This window comes from Kitasatospora sp. NPDC058162, from assembly GCF_042884005.1.
Lineage (GTDB): Bacteria > Actinomycetota > Actinomycetes > Streptomycetales > Streptomycetaceae > Kitasatospora.
In genome coordinates, this window is sequence record NZ_JBHVUS010000031.1 from 65,746 (window position 1) to 80,199 (window position 14,454).

At 73.3% G+C, this 14,454-nt stretch carries 11 protein-coding genes; 5 read left to right on the top strand and 6 right to left on the bottom strand.

Annotation, left to right across the window (positions count from 1 at the left end; all coding sequences use genetic code 11):
- Nucleotides 1-82: 82 nt before the first annotated feature.
- From ACFVXG_RS35780 to ACFVXG_RS35805, 6 genes are all read right to left on the bottom strand, one after another.
- Nucleotides 83-541, bottom strand: a complete 459-nt coding sequence (locus tag ACFVXG_RS35780; RefSeq protein WP_387933772.1) for a hypothetical protein — start codon at nt 539-541, stop codon at nt 83-85.
- Nucleotides 542-676: 135 nt separating this feature from the next.
- On the bottom strand, nt 677-2,563 hold the full coding sequence (locus ACFVXG_RS35785; protein WP_387933774.1) for a putative Ig domain-containing protein: 1,887 nt from the start codon (nt 2,561-2,563) through the stop codon (nt 677-679).
- A 387-nt stretch (nt 2,564-2,950) separates the two neighbouring features.
- Nucleotides 2,951-3,721, bottom strand: coding sequence for an ABC transporter permease (locus tag ACFVXG_RS35790; protein WP_387933829.1), 771 nt, complete (start codon nt 3,719-3,721; stop codon nt 2,951-2,953).
- A 54-nt stretch (nt 3,722-3,775) separates the two neighbouring features.
- The gene (locus ACFVXG_RS35795) at nt 3,776-4,675 is read right to left on the bottom strand and encodes an ABC transporter permease (RefSeq protein ID WP_387933776.1); all 900 of its coding nucleotides are present in this window, start codon (nt 4,673-4,675) and stop codon (nt 3,776-3,778) included.
- 6 nt (nt 4,676-4,681) lie between these two features.
- Entirely contained in the window at nt 4,682-5,884 is a 1,203-nt protein-coding gene (locus tag ACFVXG_RS35800) for an ABC transporter substrate-binding protein (protein ID WP_387933778.1), read from the bottom strand.
- A 43-nt stretch (nt 5,885-5,927) separates the two neighbouring features.
- Nucleotides 5,928-6,992 carry an ABC transporter ATP-binding protein gene (locus ACFVXG_RS35805; RefSeq protein ID WP_387933780.1) on the bottom strand — a complete coding sequence of 355 codons (1,065 nt, stop codon included), beginning with the start codon at nt 6,990-6,992 and terminating at the stop codon, nt 5,928-5,930.
- Nucleotides 6,993-7,164: 172 nt separating this feature from the next.
- Here ACFVXG_RS35805 and ACFVXG_RS35810 point away from each other — a divergent pair, with 172 nt between their 5' ends.
- The 5 genes from ACFVXG_RS35810 to ACFVXG_RS35830 all read left to right on the top strand — a co-directional run bounded on the left by ACFVXG_RS35810 (nt 7,165) and on the right by ACFVXG_RS35830 (nt 14,355).
- Nucleotides 7,165-8,790: a PucR family transcriptional regulator gene (locus tag ACFVXG_RS35810; RefSeq protein WP_387933782.1), complete on the top strand. Its 1,626-nt coding sequence runs from the start codon at nt 7,165-7,167 to the stop codon at nt 8,788-8,790.
- A gap of 144 nt (nt 8,791-8,934) precedes the next feature.
- A complete protein-coding gene (locus ACFVXG_RS35815; protein WP_387933784.1) occupies nt 8,935-10,365 on the top strand; it encodes an FAD-dependent oxidoreductase in 1,431 nt (476 codons plus the stop codon).
- Nucleotides 10,352-10,846, top strand: a complete 495-nt coding sequence (locus ACFVXG_RS35820; protein WP_387933786.1) for a nuclear transport factor 2 family protein — start codon at nt 10,352-10,354, stop codon at nt 10,844-10,846. Before ACFVXG_RS35815 ends, ACFVXG_RS35820 begins: the two co-directional genes overlap by 14 nt.
- A 156-nt stretch (nt 10,847-11,002) precedes the next feature.
- Entirely contained in the window at nt 11,003-11,890 is an 888-nt protein-coding gene (locus tag ACFVXG_RS35825; protein ID WP_387933788.1) for an ABC transporter ATP-binding protein, read from the top strand.
- The gene (locus tag ACFVXG_RS35830) at nt 11,884-14,355 is read left to right on the top strand and encodes an FtsX-like permease family protein (protein WP_387933790.1); all 2,472 of its coding nucleotides are present in this window, start codon (nt 11,884-11,886) and stop codon (nt 14,353-14,355) included. The genes ACFVXG_RS35825 and ACFVXG_RS35830 overlap by 7 nt, the downstream gene beginning before the upstream one ends.
- Nucleotides 14,356-14,454 lie beyond the last annotated feature (99 nt).

The following is a 14,454-nucleotide window of genomic DNA, read 5'->3' on the forward strand; positions in this document are numbered from 1 at the left end:
AAGCATGACCTGGATCACAGCCGCGCTGCGGTGCTCCAGCGGCAGGAGCACCGCAGCGCGGCCATGGGCCGGAGCCGCCGGCTCAGCCGGTGACCTCGATCGTGACGTCGTAACTGCGCTGGTCCGGGGAGCAGTTGAGGGCCTCGCCGCAGACCGTGCGGGAGGCGGTCAGGTGGGCCGTTCCCGCCGTGCGGGCGGTGAAGGAGGTGGTGACGGTGCCGCAGCCGCCGCCGGGGCGGCAGGAGGGGGACGGCACGGTGGTCGGGGCGCCGGCCGGGGAGAGCACCTCAGGGGCGGAGCTGGTGGCGGGGGACCAGTAGGTGGCGTGCAGTTCGACGGAGACGGTCGCGCCGACGGCGACCTTCACGGTGGTGTGGTCGGCCTTCTCGTCGGCGGTCACGGCGGCCGGCGTGGTCACGGCCGTGATCGTCGGTGCCGGGCCGGACGCCGCCGTCGAGGCGTGGGTGGAGCCGCAGCCGGCCAGGGCCAGCAGGGCGGCGGCGCAGCCGAGGGCGAGGGTGATGGGTCTTCTCGGAGTCACGGTGGTTCCTTCGTGCCGGGGTGGAAGCGGTACCGGTTCGACGCACGGGACGCCGGATCGGATCCCCCCAAATGCAGAAAAACCACACCGGGGCGGGCGCGAGGCCCACCCCGGTGCGTCACGGCGAGGCGATCGTCAGGAGACGGTCACGTCGTCGTAGTAGGTGTAGGTCGGGTCACCCGGGTAGTTGTCGTCGTGGTTGCTCAGGGTGAGCGTGTACGAGTGGCCCGGGGTGACGGTCGCGGTCTGGTTGGTCCAGTTCGCGGTGGCGGCACAGGTCTTGGCGAGGACCGTGGTGGTCGTGCCGGTGGTGTTGTCCTTCAGCGTGGCCGTGGCCCAGTCGTAGGTCACGGTGTCCGGGCAGGTGTTGCTGTACCAGAAGGACAGCTTGCTGGAGCCGGACGGCGCGGTGAAGGTCTGGGCGAGCGAGGAGTCACCGGTCGGGTTGGTGGAGCCGACCATGGCGCCGTAGCTGCCGCTGTGGGCGGCGGAGGAGGTGGCGGAGGTGGAGCCGGCAGCGGTCCAGCTGCTCAGGTTGCCGCTCTCGAAGCCGCCGTTGGCGATGGCGTTGCCGCCGCCCGAGCCGCCGGACTCGGTCCAGCTGAAGGTGGTGTTACCGGCGGCGCCGGTGGTGTCGGTCGCGGTGACCGTCACGTTGGCGGTGCCGGCGGCGGTCGGGGTGCCGGAGATCAGACCGGTCGAGGAGTTGATCGACAGGCCGGCGGGCAGGCCGGTGGCCGAGTAGCTCAGGGTCTGGCCGGAGGCCGAGTCGCTCGCGCTGATCTGCAGGCTGGCCGCGGTGCCGACGGTGCCGGACTGGTTGCCCGGGTTGGTGACGGTGACCGTGTTGGTGTTGCCGTGGTTCAGGATGGCGTGCGAGATGGCGCAGGAGTTGGTGTCGTTCGACCAGCTGGCCTGCTCGGCGAAGGTGCCGAAGGAGCCGAAGGAGACGTTGGCGGCGCCGCCGGCCGAGCCGGGCTTGATCCAGGCGCACTCGTCCGAGTTCTCCTGGCCGTTGTACGAGCTGCCGGAGACGTGGTTGGTCCAGCCGCCCGCCGGGTTCTGGTCGGACATCATCTCGTGCCACTCGTGGCCGAGGGTCATCGTGAAGCCGTCCAGCGTGCCGGGCGAGTTGACGAAGCCGACGCCGCAGCCCGCACCCTGGTCGATGTTGTACGGCTGGTTGGAGAAGGCGATGTCGCCGTAGGGCGAGTTGGCCGCGCCACCGTTGAGGGTGGTGTCACCGTTCCAGTCGTGCCAGGCGCAGTACCCGGTGGTGGGGTTCTGGTAGTCGTCCGGGTTGGTGCCGTGCGGCGACAGGATGATGTAGTACGCGTCGCGGTTGGAGGCGGCCGTGGTGTTGCCGAAGTGGCCGGCGGCCGAGACGGCCTCCTGGGCCAGCTGGTTGCCGGTGGCCTGGGCGGGCGAGGCGGCGGCGTTGTCGTACCAGACGCCGGAGAGCACGCCGCCGCTCTGGTACGGGATGAAGTTGGCGTTGGCCGGGCAGCTGACCGCGCCGGAGGCGACGTTGGGGCCGTCGCACCACTGGGTCAGGTCGGCCGACCAGGTCTCGCCGTTGGTGCCGATGCCCTTGAACATCTGCTGGGTGGCACCGGCCGCGCCGGCCGAGTCGCCGGAGAACTTGGCGTTGCCGTTGGCGTCGGTGGTCTGGTTGCCCCACTGGGTGCCGTAGAAGACCAGGTAGACCTTGGAGTGGCCGCTCTGCACGCCGATGCCGTCGACGCCGCCGCCGTAGGACAGCGTCTCCTGGCCGGTGGCCGCGGCCTGGTTGTGGGCGGCGAGCCACGCCTTGTACTTCGCGTTCTGCGCCTTGCCCGGGACCGCGCCGTGGCGGTACGGGTGGCCGTTCTGCGGGCTCCAGGGGTTGAACTCGTTGCCGATGCTGCCCGAGGAGCTCGAGATGGACTGCGCGGCGGCCGGTCCGGCCGCACCGGCGAGACCGGCGGCGGCGAGCGCGAGGGACGCCATGCCGGTGAGCGCCGCGTACTTCGCGCGCCTCATTCTGGGGGAGTGACCCATGGGGTGAGGGTGCCTCTCTGGTTACCGATCGCCCATTGCGGCTGGGGGGCCGCGAACGATCCCTTTGTGGGGAAGGAGCAGCGGGCGGAATCCACCGGACGCCGAATCCGGACGCATCTTCCGGACAGCCGGAATTGACGGTCTTTCGGTGCGCCATCTGCTTGGGGATGAAGGAAAGCAGAGTTGATGAACGGTGGTCAACGGCTAGGGGTAAGGAAACATTAAGAACGACGTTCGGGCAGGTGAAGCGCCTGATGCCGGGTCAATTCACGGCCTGCGACATTCACTGAATACCGATCGGAAGACTGTTTCGACATTCAGTGAAACGTCGCCGTTTCAACATTGCAGTATTTACGGACGGCCGGTCTGCTACGGCCGGGCCCCGGCGCTGTCCGCGGACAGCCGCTGGGCCAGGTACACCGGGACGACGGAGAGCACCACCAGTACCGCCGCCACCACATTGACCACCGGCGCCTGATTGGGCCGCGCCAGGTTGGCGTAGATCCACACCGGCAGGGTCTGCACCCCGGGGCCGGCGGTGAAGGTGGTCACCACGATCTCGTCGAAGGACAGCGCGAAGGCCAGCAGGGCGCCCGCCAGCAGGGCCGAGCGCACGGCGGGGAAGGTGACGTACCGGAAGGTCTGGAAGGTGTGGGCGCCGAGGTCGGCCGAGGCCTCCTCCGCCGAGGGGGCCAGCCGGCGCAGCCGGGCGAGGACGTTGTTGAAGACCACCACCACGCAGAAGGTGGCGTGCCCGATGACCACGGTGAGCAGGCCGAAGCCGATGCCCGCCGGGCTGAGCACCGTCCGGAACGCGGCGTTGAGCGCGATGCCGGTCACGATGCCGGGCAGCGCGATCGGCAGGATCACCAGGAAGGACACCGCCTGCCGGCCGAAGAACCGGTACCGCTGGACGGCGAAGGCCGTCATGGTGCCCAGCACGAGCGCCACCAGCGTGGCCCCCGCCCCGGCCTGGAGCGAGGTGACCAGGGCACTGCGGGCGCCCTCGGACTGCCAGGCCCGGACCCACCACTCGGTGGTGAGCCCGGTCGGCGGCCAGGCGAAGGAGCGGTCCCGGTTCAGCGAGTTGAGCAGCACCAGCAGCAGCGGCAGGTAGACGACGGCGAGGCCGAGGACCATGGCCGCGCGCAGCGCGATCCGGGTGCGGCGGGACAGGATCACGGGGTACGCCTCCTACAGCGATTCCAGCGCGCCGGTGCGGCGCACGGCGAGCAGGTAGCCGACGATCATCACCACCGGTACGCAGGACAGCGCGGCGGCCAGCGGCAGGTTGAGCGTCACGTTGTCGGCGATCGCGGTGCCCAGCACCTGGGTCTTCCCGCCGACGATCCGCACGGTGATGTAGTCGCCCAGGCTCAGCGAGAAGGTGAACACCGACCCGGCGAACATCGAGGGCAGCACCAGCGGCAGGACCACCGAGCGGAAGGTCCGCCAGGCGGAGGCGCCCAGGTCGGCGGAGGCGTCGAGCAGGTTGGCGGGCAGGTTCTCCAGCCCGGCGAAGACCGGCAGGATCATGTACGGCAGCCACAGGTAGGCGAGGACCAGGATGACGGCCGTGGTGCCGTACCCCGGGCTGGACAGGCCGACCGGGCCGCCGAGCCAGTCCAGCACGCCGCCCTGGCTGAGGATGACCCGCCAGGCGTAGGCCTTCACCAGGTAGCTGGCCCACAGCGGCGTCAGCACCGCGACCACCAGCAGTTTGCGGGTGCGCGGCCGGGCGATCCGGGCCATGTAGAAGGCCATCGGGAAGGCCACCACGGCGTCGATCACGGTGACGGCGGCGGCGATGCCGAGCGTGCGCAGGGCGATCGTCCGGTAGACCGGCTCGGTGAGGACGGTGTGGAAGTTGGCGGTGTTCCAGACCCGGACGACGTCGTAGGTGAAGTCGTCGACCGCCCAGAAGGCCGACAGCAGCAGGACGGCGAGCGAGCCCAGGTAGGCGAGCACCAGCCAGGCCGTCGGCGCGGACAGCAGCAGCGCCAGCCGCAGCCCGGCGTGCCGGTGCAGGACGGAGGCGGCCCGCCGCACGCCGCCCCGCCGCGGCGCAGACGAGGCGGTCGTGTCGGTGGCCATCGGTCGTCAGCCCTTGATCTCGGTCCAGGCGGACGTCCAGGCGGCGTAGTCGGTGCAGGCCACCGTGCGGCCGTCCAGGCAGGTCTTGACCGGGGTGGTCCAGTAGTACACGTCCTTCCAGTAGGCCTCGTCGGCGGCGTGGAAGGTGCCGCAGAAGCCCTTGTCCGCGGTCTGGTCGCAGGCCTTGGCATTGGCCGGCGCCTCGCCGAACCACTGGGCGACCTGGGCGTTGGCGGTCGGCGAGACGATCCAGTTCATCCACTGGTAGGCGCAGTTCGGGTGGACGGCCTTGGCCGACACCATCCAGGTGTCCGACCAGCCGGTGGCGCCCTCCTTCGGCAGCAGGGCCTTGACCGGCGCCTTGTCGGCCTGCGCCATGTTGGCGATCACCTGCCAGCTGGTACCGACCACGGTGTCCCCGGTCTTGAAGGAGTTCTCCGACTTCTGGAAGTCGTTCCAGTACTCGCCGATCGACTTGTGCTGGGTCTTCAACAGGTCGACGGCGGCCTTGAGCTGGGCCTGGTCCAGGGCGTAGGGGTTCTTGATGCCGAGCTCGGGCCTGGTCTTCATCAGGTACAGCGCGGCGTCGGCGATGTAGATCGGGGAGTCGTAGGCGGTGACGTGGCCGGCGTGGGCCGAGGCGCCGTCGAAGACCACGCTCCAGGAGTCGGGGGCCGGGGTGACCTTGTCGGTGCGGTACATCAGCAGGTTGGCGCCGCGGCCGTGCGGGATGCCGTACATCTGGCCGTTCACCGAGTTCCAGGGCTGGTTCTTGAGGCCGTCGAAGACGTCCGCGTAGTTCGGGACCAGCCCGGTGTTGACGGGGGCGACGTCGCCGGCCGCGATCAGCCGGAGCGTGGCGTCGCCGGAGGCCGAGACGGCGTCGTACTGGCCGGTCTTCATCAGCGAGACCATCTCGTCCGAGGTGCCGGCGATCTTCGCGTTGACCTTGCAGCCGGTCTGCTGCTCGAAGGGGTGGACCCAGTCGACGCTCTTGTCGTCCGAGCCGTCCTCGGCGTAGCCGGCCCAGGCGACCAGATTGACCTGGCCCTCACCGGCGCCCAGGGACTGGAGCATCGGCAGCTTCGGCGGGTTCAGGCCGTGCGAGCCGTTCGCGGTGCCGCCGGAGCCGCCGCTGCTGCACCCTGCGGCGAGCAGGACGGCGGCGGTGGCGGCGGCCGCGGTGCGGGCGATCAGGGGGATGCGCATGGCGGGGTGGTCCGATCTTCAGGGTGGGGGCAGGGGGCGGGGGTCAGGAGCCGACCCGGACGGTGTGCTTGCGCTGCCAGGCCAGCACCACGTCGGTGCCGCGGTGGCGCAGGACGTCGGCCGAGCCCTCGTCGACGTTCTGCCGGACGGCGGTCAGCCGCCCGCCGGCCTCCAGGTCCACCAGGAACCGGGTGTGGCCGCCCGCGTAGACGACCTCGGCGACCCGGCCGGGGGCGGACAGCTCATCGGGCCCGGCCGGGTCGTCGGGGTGCGCTATCCGGATCTTCTCCGGCCGGACGCTGAACAGCCCGGCCTCGCCCACGACCTGCTCGGCCGCCGGGCCGTCCAGCAGGTTGGAAGTGCCGACGAAGCCCGCCACGAAGGCGGTGGCCGGGTGCTCGTACACCTCGGCGGGCGGGCCCACCTGCTCGATCCGGCCCGCGTTGAACACCGCGACCCGGTCGCTCATCGTCAGTGCCTCGTCCTGGTCGTGGGTGACGAGGACGAAGGTGATCCCGACCTCGCGCTGGATCCGCTTGAGCTCCGCCTGCATCTCGTGCCGCAGTTTCAGGTCGAGCGCGCCGAGCGGCTCGTCCAGCAGCAGCACCTTCGGACGGTTCACCAACGCCCGGGCCAGCGCGACCCGTTGGCGCTGGCCGCCGGACAGCTGGGCCGGGCGGCGGCGCTCGAAGCCCTCCAGCCGGACCATCGCGAGCGCCGCCCGCACCCGCTCCGCCCGCTCGGCCCTGGGCACCCGGCGCACCATCAGCCCGTAGCCGACGTTCTGTTCGATCGTCATGTGCGGGAACAGCGCGTAATCCTGGAACACCGTGTTGACGTCCCGGTCGAACGGCGGGAGGCCGGTGACGTCGGCGCCACCCAGCAGGATCCGGCCGGAGCTCGGCGCCTCGAAGCCGGCGATCATCCGCAGCACCGTGGTCTTCCCGGAGCCGGAGGGCCCGAGCATCGCGAAGAACTCGCCCTCGCCGATCTCCAGGTCGACGCCGTCGACCGCGCGGACCTGGCCCTCGAAGGTCTTGGCCAGCCCTTCGAGCCGGACCGCGCCGGGGGCGGGATCCGGGCGGGGCGGACGGTCGTGGCTGGTCAACTCCCGTGACCTTTCAGGCTGGTATGACAAGAGGACGGCCAGGACGGGTCGTCCCGCCGGTTCGCTCGAACCCCTCGGAACCCTAGGAACCCTAGGAAGAGATCACCCCATCCGGCTATGGACGCCCGCACGGTCTTCCGCCACCGAGTTGTGCGGCGCTACAGTCCGGCGCATGCCGGTGACGCTGCGCGATCTGCTTCGGGAAGAGGACCTCGGCCTGCGACTGTGCACCAGCGCGGCCGGAGTCGATCGGGTCGTGCGCTGGGTCGCGGTGACCGAACTCGCCGACCCCTCCGCCTGGTTGACCGGCGGCGAACTGCTCCTGACCACCGGCCTGCGGCAGCGCAGCGCCGCCGCGCAGACGGCCTTCGTCCAGCGGGTGGCGGCCGCCGGCGCCTCGGGGATCGGATTCGGCACCGGGCTGAGCCACCCGACCGTCCCCCGGGCGACGGTGGCGGAAGCGGAACGGCTGGGCCTGGCGGTGCTGGAGGTCCCGTACGAGACGCCGTTCATCGCGGTGAACCGGCTGGTCGCCGAGCGGATCACGGCCGAGGCCCACAGCGCGCAGCGGCGGCTGGTCGACCAGCACGACCTGCTGGTCCAGGCGCTGCTCGGCGGCGAGGGCCTGCCGGCGCTGCTGCGGGTCCTGCGGCGCGCCTGCGGCTCGGAGGTGGCCGTGGTGGACCGGCACGGCGTGGTCCTGGCCGCCACCCCGGAGCGCTCCGGGGCACTGCTCGGGGAGCTGCGGGCCGCCGGTCGGCCGGGTACCCGTCCGGCCGCGGAGGTGCCCGGCGGCGGGCCGCTGCGGCTGCCGGTGCAGGTGGACGGGGTGGTCGCGGCCTTCCTCTGCCTGCACTCGACGGGCCCGGCGGCGGAGGTGCTCCCGTACGCCGTCCGGCTGGTCGGGCTGGAGCTGGCCCGCCGTCAGGCCCACCTGGCCGGGCGGCGGGAGCTCGTCGGCCAGGTCGTCGAGGACATCGTGCGGGACGTGATCGCCCCGGCGGCCGCCGAACGCCGGCTCGCCGCCTTCGGGCTCGACCCCGGGGCCGCCCACCGGATCGTGCTGGGCCGCCTGGCACCGGAGGGGGCCGGGCGCAGCGGTGACGGGCACGAGGCCGGGCGCGGTGACGGGTGCGATGACGAGGGCCGGACGGGCGGCAGCGGGTCGGCGGCGGACCGGCGGCTGGCGCGGCTGCCCTGGCTGTCGGCGGACCACCCCGACTCCCCCGAACCGGTGCTCACCGCCGTCGTCAACCGGTACCTGGTGGCCGTCCTCCCCCGGTCCGCGCCGGTGGACGAGCTGGCCCGGCGCCTCGGCACCGCGCTGTCCGGACTGGACGCCCGCGCCGCGGTCGGGATCGGCGGCTGCTACCGGGGCGTCGACGGGCTGCGCTGGAGCTGGTTCGAGGCCCAGGCCGCCCTCGCCAAGGGCCCCGGGGTGCACGGCGGCGACCCGCTCAACCTGCCCCGGCTGCTGCTCTCCAGCCCCGACCTCCCGCTGAAGCAGCTCGCCGCGGAGGTGCTGCGCCCGCTCACCCGCTTCGACGAGGCCAACCGCGCCGACCTGGTCACGACCCTGCACGCCTACCTGGCGGCGGACTGCTCGGTGCAGGCGGTCGCCGACCGGCTGTACGTCCACCGCAACACCGTCCGCTACCGGCTGGACCGGATCGAGCGGCTCACCGGCCGCTCCCTGGCCTCCATGCAGGACCGCTTCCAGCTCTGGCTGGCCCTGCTCGCCGCCTACCCCGAGCGCCAGCCGGCCGTCCGGCAGTCGGCCGTGCAGCCGCAGGACTGACGGCCCCGCAGGCGGAGCAGGGCCGTTCGGGTGAGCCCCCTCTCCCGGTTTCACCCGTACGGGTGACGGCGTGGTGGTGCGGGCCGGGAGCGGGGTGGCAGGGTGAGGGCGCCCGCCCGCCGTCCGAAGCGATCGGAGCCGACCGTGCCTCCAGGCCGAAACCGCAGTCGCCGCGGCGCGGACCACGCGCTCGTGCTCGGCGCGGGGATCAGCGGCCTGTGCGCCGCCCGGGCGCTCTCCGGTTTCTTCGAGCACGTCACCGTCGTCGAACGGGACGCCCTCCCGGAGGCCTCCGGCGTCCGGCGCGGAGTCCCCCAGGGGGCGCACGTGCACTCGCTGACGCCGGGTGGCGCGACGGCCCTGGAGGAGCTCTTCCCGGGGTTCGTCAACGAGCTGGCGGCCGACGGCGGCACGCTGGCCGGGGCCCTGGACGAGCTCGACATCGTGTTCTTCGGCTCCCGGCTGCGCCAGGTGCCGCTCGGTCAGGTGCTCCAGGTGAGCCGCCCCTTCCTGGAGGACCGGCTGCGCGCGCGGGTCCTCGCCCTGCCCGGCGTCAGCCTGCGGTCGGGGCTGGAGGCCACCGCACCGGTCTCCAACGAACCGACCACCGCCGCGCCGCTCGCCGACGGCCGGTCCGGGGTGACCGGGGTCCGGCTGGCCCGGCCCGGGGAGCCGGACTCCGTCGAGACCGTGGCCGCGGACCTCGTCGTGGACGCGATGGGCCGCGCGGGCCGGGGCGCGGCCTGGCTCAGGTCCCTGGGCTACCAGGAGCCCGCCACCACCCGGCTCGCCGTCGACGTCGCCTACGCCAGCCGCCGCTACCGGGTCGCCCCGGGCGCGCTGGGCCAGGCCAAGGGCGTGCTGATCGGGGCGACCCAGGCCCACCCGCGCGGCGCAGTCCTCACCCAGCAGGAGAACGACAGTTGGGTGCTCTCCCTCTACGGCTTCGGCAAGGACCAAGGCCCGCCGGGTACGCCGGAGCACTTCCTCGACTTCGCCGAGCCCCTCCTCGCCGCCGGGACGCGGGCCGCGCTCCGGGCCGCCGAGCCGATCACCGGGGTCTCCACCTTCCACTACCCGGCCTCCCTCCGCCGGGACTTCCACCGGCTGCGGCGGCTCCCCGAGGGCCTGGTCTCCGTCGGCGACGCGGTGTGCAGCCTCAACCCGATCTACGGCGCGGGCATGACGGTCGCCGCCCTGGAGGCCCGGGCGCTCCGCAGCTGCCTCGCCGCCGGGGTGGCGGGCCTGCCCCGGCGCTTCTACCGGGAGGTCGCCCGGGCGGTGCGGCTGCCCTGGCTGTTCTCCACCATGGCCGACCGGTCGATGCCCCAGGTCCCGGGCACCCACCCCGCCGTCGCCGGCCTGCTGGCGAAGTCGTTCCGGGCCACCATGCGGGCCGCGGCCGAGGACGCCGTGGTCGCCACCGCCGTCTGGAACGCCGTCAGCCTGACCGGCTCCCCGGCGGAACTGGCCCGGCCCCGGGTCGTCGCCTCCGTGCTCCGGCACTGGTCACCCGGCGCCGCCCGTCGAACCGCCCCACCCGCGGAGAGGAACGATCCCCATGCCGGACTTTGACGAGGCCGAGCGGAAGGCGTTCGTCGAACGCTGGATCACCATGTGGGACTCCCCCACGGCCCCCACCGACGCCATGGCGTACTACACGGAGGACGCCGTGATCGAGGACAAGGCCTTCGATCACACCTACCGGGGCCACCAGGAGCTGCACGAGTACTTCAGCCGAGCCGGACAGCTCTTCTCCGACATCCGCTCGGTCAGCCTGGGCGTGCTGGTCGGCCCCTCCCACGCGGTGGCCCAGGTGCACTACAGCGCCACCGTCAAGGAGCCGTTCCTCTGCCTCCCGGAGTCCAGCCGCGGACAGCGGTTCTCGCTCTACCTGATGAGCCTGCTGCAGTTCGCCGAGGACGGACGGATCGTCCGCTCCGTGGACGCGTACGACCGGACGTCCGTCCTGCAACAGCTCGGCGTGCTCCCGGCCACCGTCCTCGACCCCACCCCGTCCGGCACACCCTTCTCCGGCACGCCGTCGTCCGGCTGACGCCTCCCGCCGCCGACGCCCCGACACCGGCTCAGGGGCGGCTCAGGGCAAGGTCAGGGGCTTTCCCGCTGGCGCCCGACCGTGCTCCGGCCCTACCTTTCGGTGCGGCGCGGGTGATCAACACCCGCCCGATCCACCGAAGGAATAGGCGAGCGAGTGTTCCGCAACAGGGCTCTACCGGTACGGGCGGCCCGCCCGGCCTCCGACAGCGCGACGGCGAGCGGGGGCGACGTGGTCCGGCTGGTCGACGTGCACAAGACGTACCTCCGCGGCGACCACCGGGTGCGGGCGCTCGACGGGGTCGACGCCGGCTTCGCCGCGGGCACCTTCACCGCCATCATGGGCCCCTCCGGCTCGGGCAAGTCGACGCTGCTGCAGTGCGCGGCGGGCCTGGACCGGGTGGACACGGGCGAGGTCATGCTCGACGGCGCGCCGCTGCACGCGCTCCCCGAGCGCGCGCTGACCGAGCTGCGCCGCGAGCAGATGGGCTTCGTCTTCCAGTCCTTCAACCTGATACCGGCGCTGACCGCCCGCCAGAACGTCGAGCTGCCGCTGCGGTTCTCCGGCCGGCCGCTGGACCGCGCGGCGATCGACCGGGGACTGGCCGAGGTCGGCCTCGCCGAGCGCGGCGAGCACCGGCCCGCCGAGCTCTCCGGCGGCCAGCAGCAGCGGGTCGCGATCGCGCGGGCGCTGGTGACCAGACCCAAGGTGCTCTTCGCCGACGAGCCGACCGGCGCGCTGGACTCGACCACCGCGCGGGAGGTGCTGGCGCTGCTGCGCGGCGTCGTCGAGGAGCACGGGCAGACCGTGATCATGGTCACCCACGACCCGGTGGCCGCCTCGTACGCCCACCGGGTGGTGTTCCTCGCCGACGGCCGGGTGACCGGCGAGTTGCTCGAGCCGACGGCCGAGACGGTGGCGCTGCGGATGGCCGCGCTGGAGCCCGGGCACAACAGCACGGACCGCCTCAACAGCACGGACCAGCGCGACGGCACGGACCGACGCGACGGTACCGGCGAGCCCGACGGGACGGGCCCGTGCTGAGGATCGCCGTCGCCACCCTGCGCCACCGCCTGGCCGGCTTCCTGGGCGCCTTCGTCGCCCTCGCCCTCGGCACCACGATGGTCGGCATGATGACGCTGACCCTGGCGGCCACCTTCGGCACGCCGCACCCGGGCCCGCAGCGCTTCAAGGAGGCCCGGACCGTCGTCGCGCCGCTGGGCTTCGAGGGGAACCCGATGAAGGCCCCGGCGGTCCTGCCGCCGGAGCTGGTGACGAAGCTGACCGCGGCCGGGGACGCCACCGCCGACCGCAGCTTCCCCGTCCGGCTGAGCACCGGTTCCGCGGGCACCACCGGGCACCCCTGGTCCTCCGCCGCCTTCGCGGGGTACCGGCTGACGGCCGGGCACGCGCCGCAGGCCGCCGACGAGATCGCCGTCGGCGGCGGCGACCGGTCCCTGATCGGGCGCCAGGCCGAGGCCGTCACGGCCGACGGCGCCGGCCGCTACCGGGTGGTCGGGGTCACCGATGCCCGCTGGTTCGAGGACGCCGTGTTCTTCGCCGACCCCGAGGCCCAGCGCCTCTCCCCCGGCGTCAACGCCCTGGTCACCGACCGCGGTCCGGAGCAGCTGTCCGCCCTGCTGGCCGGGCAACAGGCCATCGCCCTCACCGGCTCGGACCTCACCGGGATCGACCCGGACTCCAGCGGCGGCGCCGAGGCGCTGGCCAACGCCCAGGCCATGGCGGGCAGTACGACCGGACTCGCGCTCTGCGTGGCCGTGTTCGTGGTGATCGCGACCTTCGCCTTCGCCACCGAGCAGCGCCGCCGCGAACTGGCGCTGATGCGGCTGGTCGGCGCCTCGCCCCGGCAGGTGCGGCGGATGGTGCTCGGCGAGGCGCTGCTGATCGGCCTGGCGGCCGCGTTCGTCGGCTGCCTCCTGGCCCCGCTGGGCGCCGTCCCGCTGCACTCCTGGATGCTCGACCACCACGTGGCACCCGGCTGGTTCACCGTCCCCCTCAACCCGCTGCCGCTGCTGGCCTCCTTCGTCGTCGGCGTGGCCGCGGCCCTGGCCGGCTCGGCCGCCACGCTCGTCCGGGTCTCGCTGATCAGGCCGGTGGAGGTGCTGCGGGAGAGCGCGGTGGAGCGCCGCGGGATGACGCCGGTGCGCTGGCTGCTGGGCACCGCCATGCTGGTCGGCGCGGTCGTCGCGGGGGTGGTCATCGCCCGCACCGAGCCGTACCTGGCGGCCAGCGCCCGCAAGTACGAGACCGTCCCGGTGCTGTACGTCGGCGCGGTCGCCCTGCTGGCGCCCGTCCTGCTGCGGCCGGTCACCCGGCTGCTGACCCGTCCGCTGCGCGCCTCGACGAAGGCGGGCCCGTTGCTGGTGCGCGAGAACATCCTCACCTCCCGACGGCGCACGGCCGCCACGGTGGCGCCGATCGTGGTGGCGGTCGGGCTGGTCGGCACCCTGCTGACGATGCAGAAGTCCGGCGACGCCTCGGCGCTGGCCCGGCAGCGGATGGAGGTGCACGCGGCGGGCGTGGTGGTCCCCGGTGGCTCGGGCTCCGGGGCCGGGATCGACGCCCGGACCATGGAGCGGCTGGCGGCCGTCCCCGGGGTCAAGATCACCCCGGTCACCACGATGAACGTCCGGATCGGCACCGCGGCCGGTGAGCAGCTCGACTCGCTGACCACCAACGTCATCCCGGCCGCCGCCCTGGGCGGCACCGTCACCCCGCCGGTCCGCTCCGGCTCGCTCGCCGCCCCGCCGGAGGACTTCCTGGTCATCGACGAGCACGCGGCGCAGTCCGACGGCCTGGCGGCCGGGGACAAGGTGGTCGCGCTGCTGCCCACCGGTGCCCGGGTCCCCGCCGTCATCACGGCGGTGGTCGCCCGCGGCCTGAACGGCGACGACGCCTACCTCTCCGCCGCCCTGACCGGCGCGACGGCGCCCACCCGGGTCTACCTCGACTCCCAGGCGGGCCCGGGCCGCCCGCTCGACGAGCGGCAGACGGCGGCGGTGGACCAGGCGCTGGACGGCTCCGGCGCGCACCTGCTGAGCTACGACGCCTACCTGGCCGCCCAGCGCGACCGCGCCGCCCAGCAGACCGACAACGCCGCCGTGGTCGTCCTGGGCATCGCCCTGGCCTACTCGCTGATCGCGGTCGCCAACACCCTGGTGATGGCGATGGCCGGGCGGCGACGGGAGTTCGCCCTGCTCGGCCTGGCCGGCGCGGCGCGGAGCCAGATCGTGAAGGTGGCCGCGGCCGAGTCCGCCGTCGCGGTGGCGGTCGGCACCGTGCTCGCCGCCCTGGCGACCGGCCTCGCCGCGGTCACCCAACACGCCTCGCTGGACCGGCTGGTGGCCGGGGCGCCGACGGTGGTCCCGTGGCCGCAGATCCTCGCCACCGTCGCCCTCTGCGCCGTGGTCACCCTGGCCACCGCCGCGGGCGCCACCGGCCGGGAGACCCGCCACCGGGCCGTCGAGGCCGCGGGCGCCCGCGAGTAGCGCGGGCACCGGCCCCGCCCGGTGCGGCGGGGCCGGTGCCACGTCCTGCTGAATTGCGCGACACCAACCCCGGGTTGACCTCCCGGCCCCGGCCGTTCT